The organism is Gallibacter sp. Marseille-QA0791 (assembly GCF_965119705.1).
Classification (GTDB): domain Bacteria; phylum Bacillota; class Clostridia; order Peptostreptococcales; family Anaerovoracaceae; genus Lentihominibacter; species Lentihominibacter excrementipullorum.
Window position 1 is genome coordinate 1,973,702 of sequence record NZ_CBCPMH010000001.1, and the last position, 19,263, is coordinate 1,992,964.

Here is a 19,263-nt window from a genome sequence, read left to right on the forward strand (position 1 = left end):
ATATATGGATAATATAATTTTAGTTGGATTTGGTGGCCATGCGAAAAGCTTGGCAGATTCAATTAAAAGAGGAAATACATATAATATAGTAGGCTATACGGATATAGAGGACAAGAATGAATCAGAGTATTGCTATTTAGGAACAGATGATGTGTTACAAGAGTACTATCATAAAGGTATCCAATATGCAATAATTGGATTGGGGTATTTAGGAAAAGGTAATACACGCGAGATGTTGTATAATAGACTGAAGAAAATAGGATATGAGTTGCCCGTAATTATAGATCCTTCGGCAATTGTTTCTAATACTGCGAGTCTGGGAGAAGGAACATTTATCGGAAAGGCTGCTATTATAAATGCACATGTTAAAATTGGTAATGCGGTTATAGTCAATACTGGAGCAATAGTGGAACATGAATGTGAAATAGATGATTTTTCTCATATAGCTGTTTCTACAGTATTATGTGGAAATGTAAAAATAGGAAGAAGCTCTTTTGTAGGAGCTAATGCCACAGTTATTCAAGACATGGAGTTAAGAAGTGGCAGTATTGTACCAGCAGGGGAGACAGTAAGGTAGGAGATTTATATGGAGCATGTTTGTATTATAGCTGAAGCAGGTGTAAATCATAATGGAGACTTTAATCTTGCAAAAAAAATGATAGATGCAGCTAAAAAAGCTGGAGCTGATTATATTAAATTCCAGACATTTAGAACTTCGCAGTTGGTATCAAAAAATGCAGCAAAAGCGGATTATCAGAAAAAAAATGGAAAAAGCGAAGAAAGCCAGTTTGAAATGCTTGAAAAATTGGCTTTAACCAACGGGGATTTTATTGCACTTAAAGAATATTGCCAAGATGTTGGAATAGGATTTATATCGACGCCTTTTGATTTGGCGAGTATAGATTTCTTGGAAAAATTGAATATGGATTTTTGGAAAATCCCTTCTGGAGAGGTGACCAATCTTCCATATCTTGAAAGAATAGGGGGAACTGGTAGGAAAATTATTATGTCTACAGGTATGTGTAATATTTTTGAAATCAAAGATGCTTTAAAAGTGCTGGAAAAGAGCGGAGCAGGTGAAATCGTATTATTACATTGTAATACCGAATACCCGACCCCTTTTGAAGATGTGAATTTGAATGCAATGAGATATATTGAAAGTGTGACAAATAAGAAAGTAGGATATTCAGATCATACAATAGGGCTGGAAGTTCCTATTGCAGCAGTAGCTCTTGGCGCAGTAGTTATTGAAAAACACTTTACTTTAGATAGAAATATGGAAGGGCCGGATCATAAGGCTAGCATTGAAATGAGTGAATTGGCGTCAATGATAAGATCCATAAGGAATGTAGAGAAGGCTCTTGGAAAAGGTATGAAGGAGCCGACTGCTTCGGAGAGGAAGAATATATTGGTTGCGAGGAAAAGTATAGTTGCCAAGAAAGCAATAAAAAGAGGAGAAATTTTTACTGAAGAAAATATAACCGTAAAAAGGCCTGGAACAGGTATAAGCCCTATGAAATGGTATGAAGTGATTGGAAAAAGGGCAAAACGGGATTTCCAAGAGGATGAGTTGATAGAAATATGAATAGGAAAATTGTATACAGAAAGGCAAACTATAAAAATTCATACGAAAAAGAAGAAATTAAGAGGCTTTATAGTGAGATTTTTGACATTGATATTTCAGATAAATATGATTTATGGTTTAAGACAAATGCTTATGGTGAACCATTAGGAATATTAGCTATTGATGAAGAAGCAAATAAAGTAGTAGGGCATTTTGCTACTAGTATGTTTTTAGCAAATATAAATAGCAAACTTATTAATTTCAGAATGTCTATGGGATTTATGACAGACGTAGCGTATAGGGGAAATGGGATTGCGCTAAATTTATATAAGAGACTAAAAGAAGAAATTATATTAGAGGGTAAAGCAAAATTTATTATAGGATTTCCAAACGATGTTTCGGTAAATATGCATTTAAAAAAAATGGAGTATTCTTTATACCGTGAATTTAATTTTGTGAAAATCCCTTTTTTAAAATGTACGAGCAAATTTAAGCATATAGAGTTGAATGAAATTAAAGAAACCGATATAGGTAATAAAACTTGTAATGCAATTGTTCATAATAAAGAATATTTATTGTGGAGATTTAAAGGAACTCAGTACATTAAATGTATTTCTAGTGATAATAAACTTTTTGTATATACAAAATTTAGAAATAAGATAGATTTATTATATTGGGATCAGAATGTCGTTGAGAAAGATATTCTTGAGTTAGCAGGATTTTTATATGAAAACGAAAAAGTTAACTCAGTAGAAACATGGAATTCAGCAGAGTTTTTAGATAGATATCCTAAAGGAGAAAGAAAATATCATATGTGTATTAATTATCTTAATCTTGATAGTGATATGAGAAATAGAATTGATAAAAATTGGCTATTTTATATGGGAGATTGTGAATTGTTTTAGGGGGATTGCAATATATGAGAATATTATCTATAACTGGCAATCGTGCAGATTACGATTTGATGTCATATTTATATAAATATTTTAATAACGATCCAGATATTGATTTTGGGCTCATAGTTACAGGGGCTCATCTGACTACAGGATATGAAGCTTCTATAGAAGCAATAAAGAAAGACGGAAATAAAATAGTTGCGAAAATAGCAGATATTTTTAATTCGGACACAAGAAGTTCACGTGCAAAAAGTACAGGTGTTTTAATTTCTGGTCTCACAGATTTTGTTGATCAGTTTAATCCGGATATAGTAATAGCGCCGGGTGATAGAGAAGAAGTTATCGCGATGGGTATAGTTGCTTCATATATGCAGATACCATTTGTTCATTTCTTTGGAGGGGATTTTGCTGAGTCTGGTCATGTTGATAATATGATACGGCATGCATCTTCTAAGATGGCCTCGGTTCATATGGTATCGCTAGAAGAACATAAAAGAAGACTGATTAGTCTTGGGGAAGATGAAAAGAGTATTTTCAATATAGGTAGTGTAGCACTTGATAAATTCAAAGAAGAACCATATGTTTGTAGAGATGATTTGTTAAAAAGATTGGGAATAGAAGAATTTAGTCAATATGCGTTATTAATTTATCATCCCCCAGCCGAAATTCAGGCAGAGAATGAAGAAATATCAAAAATAATGGAAGTTTTAAGTAGGAAGAAGATTAAAACGGTAGTAAGTTATCCAAATACGGATTTTAACAATAGTAGTATTATTAAAGTATATGAGGAATATAAAGGAAATGATAATTTTTTCTTTTATAAGAACCTTGACAGAAATACATTCGTAAATTTATATAGAAATGCAGCTTTTCAAATAGGGAATTCTAGTTCAGGTGTGTGTGAAGCAGCATCGATTCCCATACCAGTTATTAATATTGGGACTCGTCAAAAAGATAGAGGCAACACTGAAAATGTAATGTATTTAGAAGATGTTTCATATGGGCTGGAAGAAGCAATAGAGTGCGTTATGAGTGATGAATATCGACAGTCGATAAAAGGCATAAAAAATATTTTTGGAGATGGGGATAGTTCACAAAGAGCATATGAATTGATTAAGAAAATAGACTTTTCAAGATGGTTATTGAAAGTATATGACCCACTTAAGGAGGAAGCGCAATGAGTATTTTGGTAATATCTCCTCATATGGATGATGAAACTCTTGGGGCCGGCGGAACTATTTTAAAATATACAGATGCGGGAGAAAAAGTATATTGGCTTAATATATCTAATACAAAAGAAGAATACGGGTATTCAGAAGAACTTTGTAGAAAAAGAGAAAAACGGTATTATGAAGTTATTAGAAGATTACATATAACGGATGCTGTTGATTTTAAATTACAACCAGCCCATTTGGAAAAGTATGATACGGGGGAAATTATAAATAAAATTGGAAATATCGTAGATCGTATTAAACCTGAAATAATAATAACAACAAGTCCCGGAGATGTTCATTCGGACCATAAGACGGTTTTTTCGTGGGCAAAAGCTTTTAGTAAATCTTTTAGAAATCCATGGCTTAAGAAGTTTCTTCTGATGGAAATTGTATCAGAAACTGATTTTGCTTTACCTATGGGATCATTTATACCAAATTATTTTGTTGATATCAGCGATTTTTTGGAAGATAAAATTGAGGCGCTGAAAATCTATGAAGGAGAAATGGGGGAACATCCATTCCCGAGGAGTGTGAAGAATATCAAAGCATTAGCAGTTAATAGAGGTACAATAGCTGGAACTAAATATGCGGAAGCATTCATGTTGTTGAGATGCATCGAAAAGTAAAGTTGGTTGAAGGAAAAGAAATAAGCTTTAGGAAGGTGAAATTATGTCAATTTTATTAACAGGTGGTACAGGCTATATAGGTAGCCACATATGCGTTGAATTGCAGCAAGCTGGATATGATACCGTAATTATCGATAATCTCTCAAATTCATTAAAAGAAGTTCTTAATAGAATAGAAAAGATAACGCGCAAAGCGCCTTTTTTTTTTGAAGGAGATATTCTTGATGAGGACTTATTGAAGAAAATATTTGAGGAAAAAGATATCGAGGCAGTAATTCATCTGGCCGGGCTTAAGGCTGTCGGCGAGTCTGTGGAGAAACCGCTGTACTATTATATAAATAATATTAAAGGGACTCTGACACTTTTAGATGTGATGGATAGGTATGGATGTAAGAATATGATTTTTTCCTCATCTGCTACTGTCTATGGAGAACCGGCGGAGATTCCTATAACAGAACAATGTCCTAAAGGCAGATGTACTAACCCATATGGCTGGACTAAATCAATGCAGGAGCAGATCTTAATAGACATACAGGCTTCAGATCCAGATTGGAATGTGGTCATCCTCAGATATTTTAATCCTGTAGGAGCCCATGAAAGTGGACTTATAGGCGAGGCCCCTAATGGGATCCCCAACAATCTCATGCCCTATATTTTACAGGTGGCGCTTGGCAAGCAAAAGGAATTAAGAGTATTCGGAAATGATTATGACACTCATGATGGAACGGGAGTCAGGGATTACATACATGTAGTTGACCTTGCAAAAGGCCACGTCAATGCTATTAAAAAACTGGATGAAAAATCGGGGCCGGGAATTTATAACCTGGGAACAGGTAAAGGCTATAGCGTGCTGGATATAGTGAAGAATTTTGAGAAAGCGACAGGTGTACACGTACCTTATTCCATAAAACCAAGGAGACCGGGAGATATAGCAACATGCTATTGTGCTCCGGAGAAAGCTGAACGAGAATTGGGATGGAAAGCGGAACATGATATTTTTGATATGTGCAAAGATGCATGGAATTGGCAGATAAACAATCCCAATGGGTATTTATAATTAGGATATCAATATGAAAATAACAGTCATAGGAACGGGATACACGGCACTTGCAGAAGCTGCCGTTCTTTGTTGTGAAAATGATGTAAAGATATTGAGCGATGGCGATATCGATAAGAATGTTCTTGTCCATGCGGCGGAATACGGTCAGCCGGATCTCGCCTCGCATATTACCGACGATGTCTCCATTGCCCTCGAAGGAGCGGAAATCGTTTTTATCAGCAATATTGTATCTTACGATACTGAACTCAATATGTATGATACCCATGATATGGATATGTATATAAATCTGACTGTAAGAACTGCTCCCCAGGCTGCTATCGTTTTGAGAAGTGATGTGCCTGTAGGATACACCGACCGGATCAGACAAAGGTATCCTGAAACTGATATTTCCTTCGTGCCGGATTTCAGCAAAGAAGGAAGTTCGTTACAGGATGCTTTTCATCCGTCGAGGCTTGTCATAGGAGGGGGTAGCCCCGAATTGCAGGAGCAGATCGTGTCTTTGCTGGGACGTTCTTGCGAGGTAGTAGTTACGGACTCCAATGAAGCGGAAAGCGTTAAACTTTTTGCCAACGCATACCTGGCTATGAGGGTCGCGTATTTCAATGAGCTTGATACATATGCTGAGCTTCGAGGACTGGATGCGCAGGCCATCATCAAATCTGTGTCTCTTGATCCGAGGGTCGGTGATCTGTACAACAATCCTTCCTTTGGATATGGAGGACGATATCTGGTCGAGGGAACATGCAGACTCAGACATGATTTCGCCGATATTCCGGAGCGCATAGTGGATGTGGTGGAGGTTTCTAATGAGGTGAGGAAAGCTCATATCGCTGATATGATAATGGAAAGGAAGCCGACCTGCTGCGGGATATATGGTCTCAGTATGAAAACAGGCTCCAAGGACTTCAGGTGTTCGGCGGTCGAGGGAGTTATCAAACGGTTGCAGGCGCGAGGAGTTCGCGTCGTGATTTTTGAGCCTATGATAAACACGGAGAGATACTTGTCTTCGGATGTAATCGCAGACTTTGATATATTCTGTGAAATGAGCGATGTGATCGTTGCCAACAGAGTAGATGCGAGGATAAAAAAATATAGAGAAAAGCTGTATACCAGAGATATATTCGAAAGGGACTAGTGGAATATAAGAGGAGCATGAAATGAAAAAACCTAAATTAGTGGTCATGGCAGCAGGTTTGGGCAGCAGATTCGGCGGTCTTAAGCAGATGGAACCCATAACGGATGAAAACGAGATAATCCTGGATTTTGCTTGCTATGATGCAGTAAAGGCCGGATTTGAAGATATCATTTTCGTCATTAAACCGGAGATGGAGGAATTATTTGAAGAACGGGTTCTTGCGCCAATGGAAAAACATGTGGACACATCATACGTCTTCCAGTCAATGGAGCAGTTACCTGAGGGATACTCTGTGCCTGAAGGACGGAGTAAACCGTGGGGGACATGTCATGCTGTGATGGCAGCGCGAGATTTGCTCGATGGTCCCTTTGCGGTAATAAACAGCGACGATTACTATGGAAAAGACGCGTTCAAAAAAGTATATGACTTCATGACGGCAAATAGCGACGAGAATACCTTCTGCATGGCAGGTTATCGCGTGGAAAACACCTTGTCAGATCAAGGGGCGGTGACTCGTGGTATATGTGAAACGGAGAACGGATATGTGACTCAAATAGATGAGACGCGTGGAATAGAGCGCGGGAAAGACGGAAAGATCATCGATGCTGAGGGGCATGAAATTGCTGAAGGGACTATTGTATCCATGAACTTCTGGGGGTTTACGGAGAAAATGATGGATGAAATGGTTTCCAGATTTCCAGTGTTTCTCGACAATGATGTCGCTGATGATCCGATGAAAGCCGAATATCTGTTGCCTGTTGAAGTCGGCAGATTGCTGAGCGAAGGCAAGTGCCGTGTTCGAGTCCTTGAAACTGCAGATAAATGGTACGGTGTTACATATAAGGAAGATAAGGAAATCGTGACAGAAGCATTCAAGAAGATGAAGGCGAGCGGCAAATATCCGCAAAAGTTATGGAAATGATTTTAAGGAGCTGTTATGAGAATCAAGATTGCTGAAGCAGGAATAGATAACGAGATATTGAAACAACGCTGTGAAGAAATGGCGCAGTGGCATGGGTTGTTGATGTCTGATGATAAAACTCATCTTGGAGCTAATTTCAAAGGTTGGGTAAAACTTCCGGAAACGATAGATGAGAAATTGGTTGATGATATCATAAATACTGCAGAAAAAATCAAGGAAAAGTGCACGCTTTTCATAGTTGTTGGCATCGGAGGTTCGTTTCTCGGTGCTCAAGCGGTGATAGATGCATTTAATGGAAGTCGTGAAGGCTGGCCGGAGATCGTCTTTGCGGGATTTAACATGAACGGTGCCTATATCAATAAATTGAAAAAGCGTATAGCACGCGAATCTGTATGCATGTGTGTCATAAGCAAATCAGGTCGTACCGTTGAGCCATTGCTTTCCTATGCGGTGTTTAAAGAATTGATATTTGGCAAGTATGGATATAAGGAAGCGCGTAAGCGAATATATGTGATAACAGATGAGACGAAAGGCGATTTGCGGCCGGAAGCTTTCGAAAATCAGTTTAAATCCTTCAATATCCCCGAGGATATCGGAGGCAGGTATTCTGTCCTAACAGCTGTAGGACTGTTGCCGATAGCGGTAGCAGGCCATGATATCAGGAAGCTTCTTGATGGAGCCCATGATATGCAGCTCAGCGATTGGAGTGCTGGCAGCGAACTGGTTCCCTATGGGGCCGTGAGAACATTGCTCCAGGAGGAAGGAAAATTTCTGGAGCTTTTTGAATACTTTGAAGGAAATCTCCGGTATTTTGGGGAATGGCTCAAACAGCTATTTGGCGAAACCGAAGGAAAGGATGGCAAAGGAGCATATCCGGCGTGCCTTTTCTTTTCCAGAGATCTCCACAGCATTGGGCAATTTTTGCAGCAAGGCCGACAGATGTTTTTTGAAACGATGATAAGGATAGATAAACGCAATGATGATGTTATTATCCCGTGGCCAGCAGGATACCCATATGCAGGAAAAACCATGGAGCAGATCAATGGATGCGCGGAAGAGGGCGTCATACGCGCTCATATAAAGGCCGGGATTCCGGTGAATGAGATACACATCGATGAGCTTAACGAATTCACTTTAGGGCAGATGATATATTTCTTCGAGATGTCAGCAGCGCTGTCCGCATATGTCATGGGACTGAATCCATTTGATCAGCCGGGAGTGGAAGCATATAAGACAGAGATGAAGCGCCTTATAGAGGATTTGAAAGTCTCCAGATAGTATGCGAAAGCCGATGCCGGAGGCGTTGCCTTTAAAGTGATACATCCATTAGGTCCTTAAAAGTATATACTAAAGATACTTGAGGTGAGCAATTGTGTACGTATACTATTCTTTGGGCGGATGAGAAAGGAATAAGTCTAAAGTGAGTACAGGAATATATATTGCAATCATAAGCATAATTATAAGTGTGTTAATTCCAACATTGTTTAGGATAATTAAGCATGAAACAAAATTAGCAAAAGTTATATGTGTTTTATGTGTAATTGCCGGTATAATAGCAACAATGTATTATTTAAAAGACGATATAACAGATGGTCCAGAGAAAGGAACCACGGAATCTTCAGAAAGAACAACAGAAACTTCCTCAGAAAGAACAGATGAAATAGAATACGAAGAAGTGAGTTTGTTTTCGTTAGATACTTATTACCAGAATACAGATTTTATAGTAGTGGACAACTATTATCAGAAGGCTAATACTGGTGAGCTTTTTGGGGAAGTGATGTCTTATCGGTATAATTGGGCTATTGATGACGATATTACCTCTGTTCAAGAATACAAGCTTGATAAGAAATATGTATCATTTTCGGGAACACTTTTTCTGCCATTTGAGTCGAGAAGTGTTACTGAGCCAGATTATCCATCAGTATTTAAAATATATGGGGATGAAGATTTATTGTATGAAGCGCCTAATTTTATAAGTGGACAAGATCCCGTAGAATTTGAAAAAGACCTTTCAGGATATGAAACGCTAAAGATATTGATGGGAGGTGGATGGTATAAAGGAGATGGGAGTGGTCTTAAACCTCTTATTTGCTTAGCGAATCCAATACTTGTGCGGGAAGTAACGCACGATGAGGATTAGACTATGAATGGTATATTGAGGAGAATGTAAGTACTAAAGTTGTAAAGATCATCCAGAGTTACACCGGAGTGGTGGATAGGATGGTTTGGAGGAAGTATTGAATTAAGGAACAATATGAGCAACGTATTCATTGCATGGAATGACTTGAAGTTAGCGGAAAAAGTAAAGCGAGAGCTTGAGGAAAATCACCCGGAAGATTCCTTTATAATTGGGACGCAGACACAGACAATCAGGCATCTTGGAACAGCCGCGATGGAAGAAATCAAGCAGAGCGAGTATGCGATAATTTTGATCTCGAAGAGCAATAAAGTTGTGAAAAATGGAAACGATGAGGAAATATTCTTCAGCCCCAATGTATTTTTTGAACTGGGATACTGCAGCGCACTTATGCGGAGCGAGAATGTATTGATTTTTACAATAGGTATCAGACCGGAAGATTTACCAGTGGATATAAAGGGAGACCGAGTGAATCCGATAACGGGGTCCCTTGCAAATGTGGCCGGGAAAATCGTAAAGATATTTGGCAGTAAAATAGAGAATAAAAAGTCACCTGAAGATATTTTCAACGATTGGCCGTCTATAAAGAAACAGCTGACGGATATCGCCCCAATTGTCAGTGAGAAGCAGAAGAGAGAGCATATTCTCCACAGTATACAATCTTCTCTCTACTATGGAGAGTTATCTCGCCTATGTGAAGTTACAAAGAATATCAGAACCTCCGACCCTGAGTTGCTGGCGATAAAAGGCATCATAGATCTGGTAGAACGTCATTACGATGACGTTAGGTATTCCGATGATCTTGACGTATTAGAATATGACGGCTCCAATCCATGGATAAAAATAATTGGAAATAATTACATTGCTCTAAGATATAAAAAGCAATACAGAGGCACCTCTGAAGTAAGATATTTAGATAGCGCAGAGAGATGTATAAAAACCGCTATAAAAGAGACTGATGCGGAAGGAGATGGGTTCTATACTCAGATTTGGAAATCGTATCTATACTATAACTATGCGAGAATCTGCGAATTATTCGAAGACAGAACCGATGAGACAAAAGAGTATTATAAGCGGGCAGTCGAATGTAATGCGGAAGCTTTACGTGGATATAGAAAAGGCCTCAGGGGTTTAGACTGGCAGTTGGTAATCATGCTGAGTTTGAAACAGGAATGTTTATTGAGAAAAGTTGATTTTTTGTAAGGGTCAAAACATAGGCACATTGAAAAAAAGAGAACAAGGTAGTATGCTACTAAGTAGCAACTACAGGAGGAATAGCACATATGTGGCGAACATCGGATGAGTGGGAGAAAATAATCAAGGAAGCGTATACAAGTGACCTTCCCTTAAAAAGATGGTGCCTGGAACATAATATAAAAGATATTACCTTTAGAAAGGCCCGGGAAAGGCTCCTTCGAGAAGGGAAATTACGATTTATGGAAGAAAAAGTCCTGTTGCCCATAGATGAGAGTAGGAAGTGGGTACGATTGCCATCAGAAAACATCCGGGCAATTCTCGTTTTAGAACCTATCAGAGGGAATCTGTCTATGGAGTCCATGGCATCTATCATAGCGTTCGATCTGGATCTGCCCCTGATACCGGGGCAGATATTCTTCTTCATAGAAAAGAAATGGAAACAGATCTATGCGCTGAAGATATGCAAGAATGGATATTGCCTTTTCAGCAGAAAGCTCGAATACGGAACATTTTACTGGCCAAAATCTCACAGTTACGCCCGTGATTTCATGTACAGATATGAATATGACAGGCTTCTCAAAACCATTGAAAATTAATATGGAAGGATCCTTAAAACCATGGAATAGTCCTTAAAATCATTGAAATTTCAATGGTTTTTTGATATAATAAAGTCATGAAACAGATAGATCTTTCATCCATGACAAAAGCAGAATTGGAAAAATATGCACTGGACACCTCAAGAAAACTGGATGAGGTTTCAGCAGAGCTTGAATATTACAGAAAGATGTTTCGCCTTAGTCAGGCTAAGAGGTTCGGAAGAAAAAGCGAAAAGTCTTTAATAGATGACGGGCAGCAGGAGTGCTTTTTTAATGAAATAGAGAAAGAAGCCGATCTGAGGTTGCCGGAGCCAAAAGCGGAGAAAGCATGTCCTGTTCGCAAGATTAAACGAAAGGGAAAGAAAGACGCTTTTATCAGTGCCTTAAGAAAAACGGATCCTGTAGAATATGTGCTTACAGAAGAAGAGCAGCTCTGCCCTGTATGCGGCCATAAGCTTCATGAGATGACCAAAAGGATCCACCGCGAAGTGGAGATCATCCCGGCAAAGGCAGTTGTGCGTGAGCATATACAGCATATATACAGCTGCAGGAACTGTGAAAAAAACGGAACCGAAGCTACGATCATCGCCTCTCCAATGACGAGATCTCTGCTTCGTGGAAGCATTCTGTCACCGTCACTTGGTGCATACGTCATAACAAGGAAATATGAAAACCGTGATCCTCTGGATAAGATATCTAAAGATCTTAAGCGCTATGGTGTAAACATCAGCAAAGCAACTCTTTCAAACTGGATGATACTTCTTACGCAGAATTATCTTAAGGCTGTTTACGACAGGATGTACGAGAAGCTCCTGTCATATGATATCATCCAGGCTGACGAGACGAGCCTGTCGGTGCTGAGGGATAAGACGCGGGAAAAGAGCTACATGTGGATGTTCCGAAGCGGAAAGGGTATATCACCTATCGTGCTTTATCATTATGCGGATGGCTCTCGTGCAGGCTATGTCCCGGAAACATTCCTTAAAGAATATCACGGATACCTGCAGACAGACGGATATCAGGGCTACCTGAGTGTGAATGATGATATCATCCACGTAGGCTGTCTGGCCCATGCGAGGCGGTATTATGCAGACGCGCTAGAGGTGTTAAATGATAAAGGAAGTCCCGGGGCCTTAAAGATAAAGGAAGGGATCGTATGGTGTGATAAGCTGTTTCTTTTAGATGCCAAGTGCCATGAATTATCTACCGAAGAAGAACGAAGTGAATTCAGAAAGACCACGATGCGGAAGGTATTTGAGGGCTTCTTTGCGTGGGCGGAAGAAGAATCACAAAAGCCACTTCCCAAGGGGCTTTATCTTAAAGCGCTGAATTACACGATAAACCAGAGGAAACCATTGATGAATACCCTCCTTGATGAGAGGCTTGAGGTTTCCAATAACAGGAGTGAACGTGCGATAAAGCCGTTTGTGATGGGCCGTAAGAACTGGCTGTTCTGCAATACGCCAAGAGGGGCAAAGTCAAGCGCAATTCTGTATAGCATTGTGGTAAGCGCCATAGAAAATGATCTGCTGCCATTTGAATATCTGAGCTATCTGCTTGACCAGCTCCGTAGGATCGATCTGAATGATAAAGAAGCCATAGACAGCCTTATGCCATATTCAGAGCAGTTACCTGATACATGCAGAAGAAAAGAAAACGAATAAAGAAAAAGTCCCCTTGTTCACATCTCTGTGAACAAGGGGATTGTTTTACCTTGTGCCTATGTTTTGACCCTTACGATTTTTTAAAATATAGATATAATATCAAAGAACTGACGAAGGAAGAGGCGAAAAAAGAACTAAACGTTTTAGAGGGCGAAAAAAAGGAGATAGAAGAGAGCCTGAAGAAAAGAGAGTACGTATGGGAGTTATTGGAACAGCGAATCGCAGATCTTAGGAAGCAGTTGTAGGGTGGTAGGGAGGAGTATTACGGAGACAAGCCTTTTGTTTTCCTCGGCGATGCTGTTGCCCTTTCCCACTTTAAAATAGCAGCCATTACAAAAAACATAAGCCAAAATTCGAAAGGAGAGATTGCGATGTATGAAGAAATCCCTATTGAAGAATTAGTAAAATTCCAGCATAAGGGGGGGGTGAAGGAGCGCGTCATTAGTGACGCTGACTACGCCTGCTCTTACATTTGCCGCCTGTCAGGCGGATTTATCTTGTTCGGCGGTTGGCTGAAGGTTTTCGTTGGAGACTTCCTGGGAGATGGAATAGAGCGGGAAGCTTATTGTACCATGGGCGGATTGGGCATTTCGGTCTATAGCGATACAGGCACCTTTACATGCTCCAATGGTGGATGCCCGGAAGGAAAATGGTGGACGCCTGAATACGTATATAATAACATCGCTTCCGTGATGGCCTATGCCGCCAGCGAAGCAAACCCGGGAGGGGAGATCATATTTTTCGATAAACACTCCCATAACATCGCTTCCGTAAAGCCCAATACATCGAGAGCTCCGTTCTTAGACGGCGAAACTGTAAATTGGTAAAAGGCTTAGAGGAGATCGCCAGTAAATATTCTTCATGAATATAGCATAAGTGGATTTTATACGTGTTTTAAAGAAGGTAGAAAATGGATAGTATTAAGTTTATAAACGAGAAAGAGGCAGTAAAATTTATTAAGAGCTGTGATAAGTCAAAATTGGTTTTTTGGGTTGGAGCGGGAATAGATTCTGAAAATCCGACAGGGCTTCCTTTGGGCTATGGATTATCCAAATTTATGCTTAATGCGGCATGTAAAAAATATGAGAGAAAAATAAGTTATGAATGGAGAAAATTATATGAAGCATTAAAAATCAATACTAAAGATTCATTGGAAATTGCAGAGTACCCACGGTTAGAAACTCTTATAGAGACTATTAAAGTATTTGAAGAACATTACCTTGATAAAGGACATTCTGTTATAAATGGGTTGAAAGGATTCACATCAAACAATTTCAAACCAAACCATAATCATTATGTACTTGCTTATTATCTGCATTTGGGTGCTACAATTATTACTACAAATTATGGAGATTTTATTTGCAAAGCATATGAAGAGTTATATGGGCAGAATACAATTATACATAATAAAGAACAATTACATTATTATGAAACCACCCAACCCACTAAAGGGAAAATTTACCACATACATGGAATTTCCGAAGATATAGATACAATAGGTGCGAATTTATCTAATGTAAAGAATAAATTGCCCAAATCTTTGACTGAAAAAATTGAAGATAGAATTAAAAGCTCAGAGGGCTATTATTTTATATATTTAGGATATAGCGGAATGGACACTTTAGATGTTAATCCATATCTATTATCAATAGAAACACCTGTTACTGCAACCTCCAGCGGGATATATATAAGACATACAAACACTAAAGAGTTATCTGCGCCGTACGAGAAAGAAAAAATATTGTTATTCCCATTTGCAAATAAGAACATATGTTGTTGCAATACTAGTGATTTTTTGAGAAATTTAAAAACATATCCCCAATACGATCCGTATCATGAAAAAAAACCAAAAGAAGCGTGGAATAAGATTATGGAATCATATATAAATGATTTTCCTGAGGCTATGCAGGATGCGTTTTTATTAGGCTTGTGTTACAAATTGGGTTTAAATCAAACTATTATTATGGGTAGAGAAAACTGGATTCAGAATATTAAAAGAGAAGAATTAGACAAATGGTATTTAAATTATTATCTTTTTCAAAATGCACGTACAGCAGATCGAAAGCTTTTAATTATTCATTATCTAAAATACAATGCAAAAGATTTTTTGATGTACATTGCATTTAAGGTTTTAAAAGTGCCTATGAATATTTTGAAAAGAGTTTACCCGTTAGAAATGATACGACAAGAGATTAAGACACAGATTCGCGGAGAATCTTATATAGAATGGACCATATCTAATAAATTAAACTGTTGGATTAGTGTGATTTTAAAAATAATTAGTAATTCGCATAATATAAAAAACAAAATTTCACTTTTTTCTTCTGATAATAATATCTTACTTTTACAAAACAATTTTAAAAATATTATTGATGCAGGATATGATAAAGTGGTTGATGTAAATCAGATAAATACTGCGTATAGGGGAATTGCCATTTGTTATATCCTTTTTCCTGATTGTGATTTTGAAAGAGCATTTAAATGCATAGAACAGGCGTTATATAATTATACAGATGTGAGTTCTTTAGATGGAATTATTTCAACTTATGTGTATGGTAGCATTGTATATGCGATTGCGGCATATAGAATAGGAGAGGAGAAATATTTTAAGAAAGCAAATGATTATATAGATACCGCAACAAAATTAAGTCAAGAATTCATGCATCAGCGGCATAATAAAAAAATTTCCATGGCGCAAACGATTATAAAAGGGCTAAAAAAAGAAGGTTTCTCTAAATAAAGAGGACTGGAGTTGTCAATATTTGTGCAGTCTTTAAACCCACAAAATTAAGCAGCTTCTGCTAACGGTTGTTCCAAACGTCTCCTGTAAGCTGCTGGCGGGAGACCATTTGGATTTGAAGTATATATCCTTATTCGGTTGTAGTAGATAAAGACATATCTGAAGATGATTGCTTTAACTTCCTCCATCTTCATCTTGTATGTTGGAATCCTGTAGAGGAGTTCCTTCTTGAGTGTAGCGAAGAAGCTTTCCATCCTGGCGTTATCAAAGCAGCGGTTAACGCCACTGAGGCTCTGCAGAACACCTGCTTTATTGAGTTCTTCACGGAATGCTTCACTTGTATACTGGCTTCCGCGATCTGAATGGAGTATGGCTCCGTTCAAAGGAAACCTTTTGGCTGCTGCATTGAATGTATCAATGCACAGTTCTTTGCACATATTGCTTCGCATTACCAGAGAAAGTATTTCTCCGTTAAAGCAATCCATTATTGGAGATATGTATAGTTTGCCGTCACGGCACGATATCTGAGATATGTCGGTAAGCAACTTCTGATACGGCTGATCTGATCTGAAATCTTGTTTAATCAGGTTTTCCTTCTCATGTATTTCAGTAGTTGCCTTGGTTAAACTTTTAGGACGGCGCTTGCGTTCATGGAGCCAACCATTTCCCTTCATGATTCTGATTATCCTGCGCCTGCCAACCTTGTAACCGCGGTTTCGAAGTGCTATCTGCATTCGATCTACACCGTAGTTATCGTTGTATATATACTCATCGAGTATTTCCTGCATAACTGCCGAAAGAACAGCATCCTTGCTGGGCTTACCGAGATTCCTTTTGAATCTGTAATAACCGGTCTCGCTCACGTTCAGGACATCGCACATAACGCTTACAGGCCATCTGCTGCTGTATTCGCTAATGAACTCAAAACGTTTCCGAGCTCTCACTTCTTACGGCTTTGTGCGAAAAAACCGAGAGCCTCCTTGAGTATATCGTTAGCTCGCTTGGTTTCTCTAAGTTCCTCTTCGAGTTCCTTAATGCGACGATCCTTCTCGCTGAGCGGCATCATTTTGTTACCACTGCCAACGAAAGCTTCTTCGCCGCGAGCCTTGCGCTGACGACGCCAGTCGGCAAGTGTGTAATACTTGATGCCGAGTTGATCTGCAGCTGCCTTGACGCCAATTTCATCGGACAGTTCAAGAGCCTGTAGTTTGAATTCCTTATCGTATTGCATGTCTCCACCTTCCTTAATGATATATTATCATCTTTTGGTGGATTTAACGACTGCATTTAAATGATACTACTCCAGACTGGTTGCTTCGATTAATTAGGAAAAGAATTATTCGTCCAGTTTTGCTAATGGGATGAGCAATTCTTTTTTGTGTGCACCTGGTGGAATAGGTTTTAACGGGGGGGGAAGCCCCAAAGCTACCGTAAACGGTAAATAGCCCATGCCTCGACTAATGAGTCAAAAAGCATTAAAAGGCCTTTAAAGGTTTTTTAGTGCTTTTTAGGTTTTTTTTGTAAAAATATGAACGTTATGTAGAAAATAAAATTGCGTGAATCGGCTATAATAAAGCCAATGATAATGTGTACAAACTTGATACCATATGTTGTAATAGTATCAAGTTATGACGGGAGTGGGTGATGTTATGACCGATTTAGATTCTTTGAAAAAACTTGTCAGAGAAAATGGATAGCTATATACGAAAGATGTAACCAGCGCGGGGATTCGACGGGAAAAGCTCAAAAAATATATGGATGAGGGCAGTCTGGTTCGCGAAAGCCGGGGAATATATTCCTTTGCGGACAGTATTAATGATGAATTTGTATTGCTGCAGAGCAGATGTAAAAAAGGGAATTTCTCTTATGGGACAGCATTGTATTTCCATGGCTTGTCTGATTGCTTCCCGCAGAAGGTTTCCATGACAGTTCCAAAGACCTATAATGTATTTTACCTAAAGGAAGAATTATTTCATGTAGAGTTCCACCGGATCAAGCCGTCGTTATGGAGCATTGGGATGATGGAGATGATCTCACCGCAAGGCGGAAAAATCATAGTCTATGACAGAGAACGGTGTATCTGTGATATAATACGGCATCGCAAACAGACAGACCCGCAGGTTTTTATCCAAGCGATGAAGGAGTATTTTGCTTCCAAAGAGCGCGATAACATCCGATTGATGGAATGCGCCGGGAAATTTCACATTGAGGAGAAGGTGTAGGAGTATATTGAGCTATTGAATTAAAACACCGGAACAACTAACCGGAAAAATGCAGACTGGGCCCTTCTAAAACAGGCGGTCCTTGCTACAGCAAAGAAAAGAAAGCCCTAGCTTAAACTACCTCATGCCGGCTTTTTATCTGCAAATTTATTATACAGGTCGAGAAGATATTCCGGGCTTTCTTTCCAGATGCCGGTATCGAAATCGAAGAGTGCATCATAAATACGAGAGCCGGCAAAAAGAAGAAGTGCGTCCTCGTAAGAAATTTGCTTTTCCTGTGCCAGGAGGGCTACAGCATCTCTCATGGATATGATTGCACAAGTTTCTTTCATACCGTTACACCTCGATTCTTAAGAAGCATCTCAACGTCCGCAAGTGCGCATGCATAACTGTTCAGATGAAGAGAGTCATAGCAGTCTGCGATGAAATCAAAAATGTTATATTTCCTGAAAAGATCGACACAGTCTTTTTTTGATATATTCCATTTGGTCTGTGCCATGCGGACTACCCAGCATTGCATATCGGCGATGTTAATATCGCGTTCGCTCATGAGATATCACCTCCTGAGGGGAATTTTTCAATTTAAAGCATAGCGCCTTTGTTGGCGGCGTTCAAGCTTAAAATTAAAACGTTCAACCTTGACTGCGTGTGTATTACACGTGAATAGAACAGCAATCGGAAAAATGGGAACTCAAAGCAGGGAATTACGGAACGCCGGTTCCGGACTAAGGTTCCTGCCGCTCTTCAATAATATAGCCGCCAACGGGCAATAACCCGTTGCAAAAATCTTCCGGGCGTGAGAAAAGTTCTGTAAAGGCAATTGAATTCATGCAGGCGATGAGCTGCCGGAGGATCGAATATTAAAAAATAGGATATTTAGAGTCAGATGGCGAAGGAGGAAAAATTATGGAGATCGGAATTAAGCTTACAGTCAAGATGGACGAGAAGACGAAGTACAATATGGGCCTGGAGATACCTACCAGCATTTCGGCCAGCGACCCTTTTGATTTCCGGGTGATACAGGAGACCACTTCAGGAAAAGAAGGCAGCGAGACGGTACAGGAGGATATAGTGATGCAGGTGACTTTTGGAGGCTGCGATGCGATCTACGCGAAGGTGGAGCCGCCTAAGAGCATCATAGAGCTTGCTGGAGTAGGGGAGTATATAGACAGTTTCCAGGCCAGCGTCAAGGAAGGGGAGTACGATCCGGAGAAAAACCAGTTTACCGAAGGATCCGACGTTAAGGATGAAAAGAATGGGACAGATGAGAAAGCGGAAAACGCTGACTGA

At 39.3% G+C, this 19,263-nt stretch carries 22 protein-coding genes and 1 pseudogene; 19 read left to right on the plus strand and 4 right to left on the minus strand.

Translation table 11 applies throughout. The features are described 5' to 3' along the window. Positions 1-4 precede the first annotated feature (4 nt). The 17 genes and pseudogenes from ACQY69_RS09095 to ACQY69_RS09175 all read left to right on the plus strand — a co-directional run bounded on the left by ACQY69_RS09095 (position 5) and on the right by ACQY69_RS09175 (position 15,751). Positions 5-577, plus strand: a complete 573-nt coding sequence (locus ACQY69_RS09095; protein WP_428260211.1) for a NeuD/PglB/VioB family sugar acetyltransferase — start codon at positions 5-7, stop codon at positions 575-577. A 9-nt stretch (positions 578-586) separates the two neighbouring features. Further along, the gene (neuB, locus tag ACQY69_RS09100) at positions 587-1,585 is read left to right on the plus strand and encodes an N-acetylneuraminate synthase (RefSeq protein WP_428260212.1); all 999 of its coding nucleotides are present in this window, start codon (positions 587-589) and stop codon (positions 1,583-1,585) included. Continuing rightward, positions 1,582-2,469, plus strand: coding sequence for a hypothetical protein (locus ACQY69_RS09105; RefSeq protein ID WP_428260213.1), 888 nt, complete (start codon positions 1,582-1,584; stop codon positions 2,467-2,469). The genes neuB and ACQY69_RS09105 overlap by 4 nt, the downstream gene beginning before the upstream one ends. 14 nt (positions 2,470-2,483) lie before the next feature. Then, the gene (neuC, locus tag ACQY69_RS09110) at positions 2,484-3,641 is read left to right on the plus strand and encodes a UDP-N-acetylglucosamine 2-epimerase (protein ID WP_428260214.1); all 1,158 of its coding nucleotides are present in this window, start codon (positions 2,484-2,486) and stop codon (positions 3,639-3,641) included. Then, complete coding sequence (locus tag ACQY69_RS09115; RefSeq protein ID WP_428260215.1) at positions 3,638-4,300, plus strand: PIG-L deacetylase family protein; 663 nt, start codon at positions 3,638-3,640, stop codon at positions 4,298-4,300. Before neuC ends, ACQY69_RS09115 begins: the two co-directional genes overlap by 4 nt. A 43-nt stretch (positions 4,301-4,343) precedes the next feature. Continuing rightward, positions 4,344-5,357: a UDP-glucose 4-epimerase GalE gene (galE, locus tag ACQY69_RS09120; protein ID WP_428260216.1), complete on the plus strand. Its 1,014-nt coding sequence runs from the start codon at positions 4,344-4,346 to the stop codon at positions 5,355-5,357. A gap of 13 nt (positions 5,358-5,370) precedes the next feature. Next, the gene (locus ACQY69_RS09125) at positions 5,371-6,495 is read left to right on the plus strand and encodes a UDP binding domain-containing protein (protein ID WP_428260217.1); all 1,125 of its coding nucleotides are present in this window, start codon (positions 5,371-5,373) and stop codon (positions 6,493-6,495) included. A 22-nt stretch (positions 6,496-6,517) separates the two neighbouring features. Next, the gene (locus tag ACQY69_RS09130) at positions 6,518-7,417 is read left to right on the plus strand and encodes a sugar phosphate nucleotidyltransferase (RefSeq protein ID WP_428260218.1); all 900 of its coding nucleotides are present in this window, start codon (positions 6,518-6,520) and stop codon (positions 7,415-7,417) included. A 15-nt stretch (positions 7,418-7,432) separates the two neighbouring features. Further along, complete coding sequence (locus ACQY69_RS09135; RefSeq protein ID WP_428260219.1) at positions 7,433-8,695, plus strand: glucose-6-phosphate isomerase; 1,263 nt, start codon at positions 7,433-7,435, stop codon at positions 8,693-8,695. Positions 8,696-8,837: 142 nt separating this feature from the next. Continuing rightward, positions 8,838-9,557, plus strand: coding sequence for a hypothetical protein (locus ACQY69_RS09140; protein WP_428260220.1), 720 nt, complete (start codon positions 8,838-8,840; stop codon positions 9,555-9,557). Between the two features lie 11 nt (positions 9,558-9,568). Continuing rightward, positions 9,569-9,658, plus strand: a pseudogene (locus ACQY69_RS09145) (UDP-N-acetylglucosamine 2-epimerase); the annotation flags it as partial. Between the two features lie 13 nt (positions 9,659-9,671). Continuing rightward, positions 9,672-10,757: a TIR domain-containing protein gene (locus ACQY69_RS09150; RefSeq protein WP_428260221.1), complete on the plus strand. Its 1,086-nt coding sequence runs from the start codon at positions 9,672-9,674 to the stop codon at positions 10,755-10,757. Between the two features lie 80 nt (positions 10,758-10,837). Then, complete coding sequence (gene tnpB / locus ACQY69_RS09155; RefSeq protein ID WP_428257568.1) at positions 10,838-11,347, plus strand: IS66 family insertion sequence element accessory protein TnpB; 510 nt, start codon at positions 10,838-10,840, stop codon at positions 11,345-11,347. A 77-nt stretch (positions 11,348-11,424) separates the two neighbouring features. Continuing rightward, positions 11,425-13,011 carry an IS66 family transposase gene (tnpC, locus tag ACQY69_RS09160; protein WP_428259588.1) on the plus strand — a complete coding sequence of 529 codons (1,587 nt, stop codon included), beginning with the start codon at positions 11,425-11,427 and terminating at the stop codon, positions 13,009-13,011. Next, complete coding sequence (locus tag ACQY69_RS09165) at positions 12,987-13,256, plus strand: hypothetical protein (RefSeq protein WP_428260222.1); 270 nt, start codon at positions 12,987-12,989, stop codon at positions 13,254-13,256. The genes tnpC and ACQY69_RS09165 overlap by 25 nt, the downstream gene beginning before the upstream one ends. A gap of 126 nt (positions 13,257-13,382) precedes the next feature. Next, complete coding sequence (locus ACQY69_RS09170; RefSeq protein ID WP_428260223.1) at positions 13,383-13,838, plus strand: hypothetical protein; 456 nt, start codon at positions 13,383-13,385, stop codon at positions 13,836-13,838. A gap of 83 nt (positions 13,839-13,921) precedes the next feature. Then, on the plus strand, positions 13,922-15,751 hold the full coding sequence (locus ACQY69_RS09175; protein ID WP_428260224.1) for an SIR2 family protein: 1,830 nt from the start codon (positions 13,922-13,924) through the stop codon (positions 15,749-15,751). 47 nt (positions 15,752-15,798) lie between these two features. Here ACQY69_RS09175 and ACQY69_RS09180 read toward each other — a convergent pair whose 3' ends face one another. Both ACQY69_RS09180 and ACQY69_RS09185 read right to left on the minus strand, forming a co-directional pair. Further along, on the minus strand, positions 15,799-16,695 hold the full coding sequence (locus tag ACQY69_RS09180; RefSeq protein ID WP_428260225.1) for an IS3 family transposase: 897 nt from the start codon (positions 16,693-16,695) through the stop codon (positions 15,799-15,801). Further along, entirely contained in the window at positions 16,692-16,982 is a 291-nt protein-coding gene (locus tag ACQY69_RS09185; protein WP_428260226.1) for a transposase, read from the minus strand. Before ACQY69_RS09185 ends, ACQY69_RS09180 begins: the two co-directional genes overlap by 4 nt. A gap of 787 nt (positions 16,983-17,769) precedes the next feature. On the opposite strand from ACQY69_RS09185, the gene ACQY69_RS09190 reads away from it, so the two are divergent. Beyond that, positions 17,770-17,973 (plus strand): hypothetical protein, encoded by a 204-nt coding sequence (locus ACQY69_RS09190; protein ID WP_428260227.1) that lies wholly within the window; start codon positions 17,770-17,772, stop codon positions 17,971-17,973. Between the two features lie 122 nt (positions 17,974-18,095). Here the strand turns inward: ACQY69_RS09190 and ACQY69_RS09195 are convergent, their stop codons facing one another. Beyond that, a complete protein-coding gene (locus ACQY69_RS09195; protein ID WP_428260228.1) occupies positions 18,096-18,305 on the minus strand; it encodes a hypothetical protein in 210 nt (69 codons plus the stop codon). Continuing rightward, positions 18,302-18,523, minus strand: coding sequence for a DUF3791 domain-containing protein (locus tag ACQY69_RS09200; RefSeq protein WP_428260229.1), 222 nt, complete (start codon positions 18,521-18,523; stop codon positions 18,302-18,304). Before ACQY69_RS09200 ends, ACQY69_RS09195 begins: the two co-directional genes overlap by 4 nt. A gap of 356 nt (positions 18,524-18,879) precedes the next feature. Between ACQY69_RS09200 and ACQY69_RS09205 the strand changes: the two genes are divergently transcribed. Next, positions 18,880-19,263: a hypothetical protein gene (locus ACQY69_RS09205; protein WP_428260230.1), complete on the plus strand. Its 384-nt coding sequence runs from the start codon at positions 18,880-18,882 to the stop codon at positions 19,261-19,263.

Bases quoted from the DNA above. Each gene is read 5' to 3' on its own strand.
- ACQY69_RS09095 (WP_428260211.1), top strand. From the start codon at position 5: ATGGATAATATAATTTTAGTTGGATTTGGTGGCCATGCGAAAAGCTTG.
- neuB (WP_428260212.1), top strand. From the start codon at position 587: ATGGAGCATGTTTGTATTATAGCTGAAGCAGGTGTAAATCATAATGGA.
- ACQY69_RS09105 (WP_428260213.1), top strand. From the start codon at position 1,582: ATGAATAGGAAAATTGTATACAGAAAGGCAAACTATAAAAATTCATAC.
- neuC (WP_428260214.1), top strand. From the start codon at position 2,484: ATGAGAATATTATCTATAACTGGCAATCGTGCAGATTACGATTTGATG.
- ACQY69_RS09115 (WP_428260215.1), top strand. From the start codon at position 3,638: ATGAGTATTTTGGTAATATCTCCTCATATGGATGATGAAACTCTTGGG.
- galE (WP_428260216.1), top strand. From the start codon at position 4,344: ATGTCAATTTTATTAACAGGTGGTACAGGCTATATAGGTAGCCACATA.
- ACQY69_RS09125 (WP_428260217.1), top strand. From the start codon at position 5,371: ATGAAAATAACAGTCATAGGAACGGGATACACGGCACTTGCAGAAGCT.
- ACQY69_RS09130 (WP_428260218.1), top strand. From the start codon at position 6,518: ATGAAAAAACCTAAATTAGTGGTCATGGCAGCAGGTTTGGGCAGCAGA.
- ACQY69_RS09135 (WP_428260219.1), top strand. From the start codon at position 7,433: ATGAGAATCAAGATTGCTGAAGCAGGAATAGATAACGAGATATTGAAA.
- ACQY69_RS09150 (WP_428260221.1), top strand. From the start codon at position 9,672: ATGAGCAACGTATTCATTGCATGGAATGACTTGAAGTTAGCGGAAAAA.
- tnpB (WP_428257568.1), top strand. From the start codon at position 10,838: ATGTGGCGAACATCGGATGAGTGGGAGAAAATAATCAAGGAAGCGTAT.
- tnpC (WP_428259588.1), top strand. From the start codon at position 11,425: ATGAAACAGATAGATCTTTCATCCATGACAAAAGCAGAATTGGAAAAA.
- ACQY69_RS09165 (WP_428260222.1), top strand. From the start codon at position 12,987: ATGCAGAAGAAAAGAAAACGAATAAAGAAAAAGTCCCCTTGTTCACAT.
- ACQY69_RS09170 (WP_428260223.1), top strand. From the start codon at position 13,383: ATGTATGAAGAAATCCCTATTGAAGAATTAGTAAAATTCCAGCATAAG.
- ACQY69_RS09175 (WP_428260224.1), top strand. From the start codon at position 13,922: ATGGATAGTATTAAGTTTATAAACGAGAAAGAGGCAGTAAAATTTATT.
- ACQY69_RS09185 (WP_428260226.1), bottom strand. From the start codon at position 16,982: ATGCAATACGATAAGGAATTCAAACTACAGGCTCTTGAACTGTCCGAT.
- ACQY69_RS09190 (WP_428260227.1), top strand. From the start codon at position 17,770: ATGATGGAGATGATCTCACCGCAAGGCGGAAAAATCATAGTCTATGAC.
- ACQY69_RS09195 (WP_428260228.1), bottom strand. From the start codon at position 18,305: ATGAAAGAAACTTGTGCAATCATATCCATGAGAGATGCTGTAGCCCTC.
- ACQY69_RS09200 (WP_428260229.1), bottom strand. From the start codon at position 18,523: ATGAGCGAACGCGATATTAACATCGCCGATATGCAATGCTGGGTAGTC.
- ACQY69_RS09205 (WP_428260230.1), top strand. From the start codon at position 18,880: ATGGAGATCGGAATTAAGCTTACAGTCAAGATGGACGAGAAGACGAAG.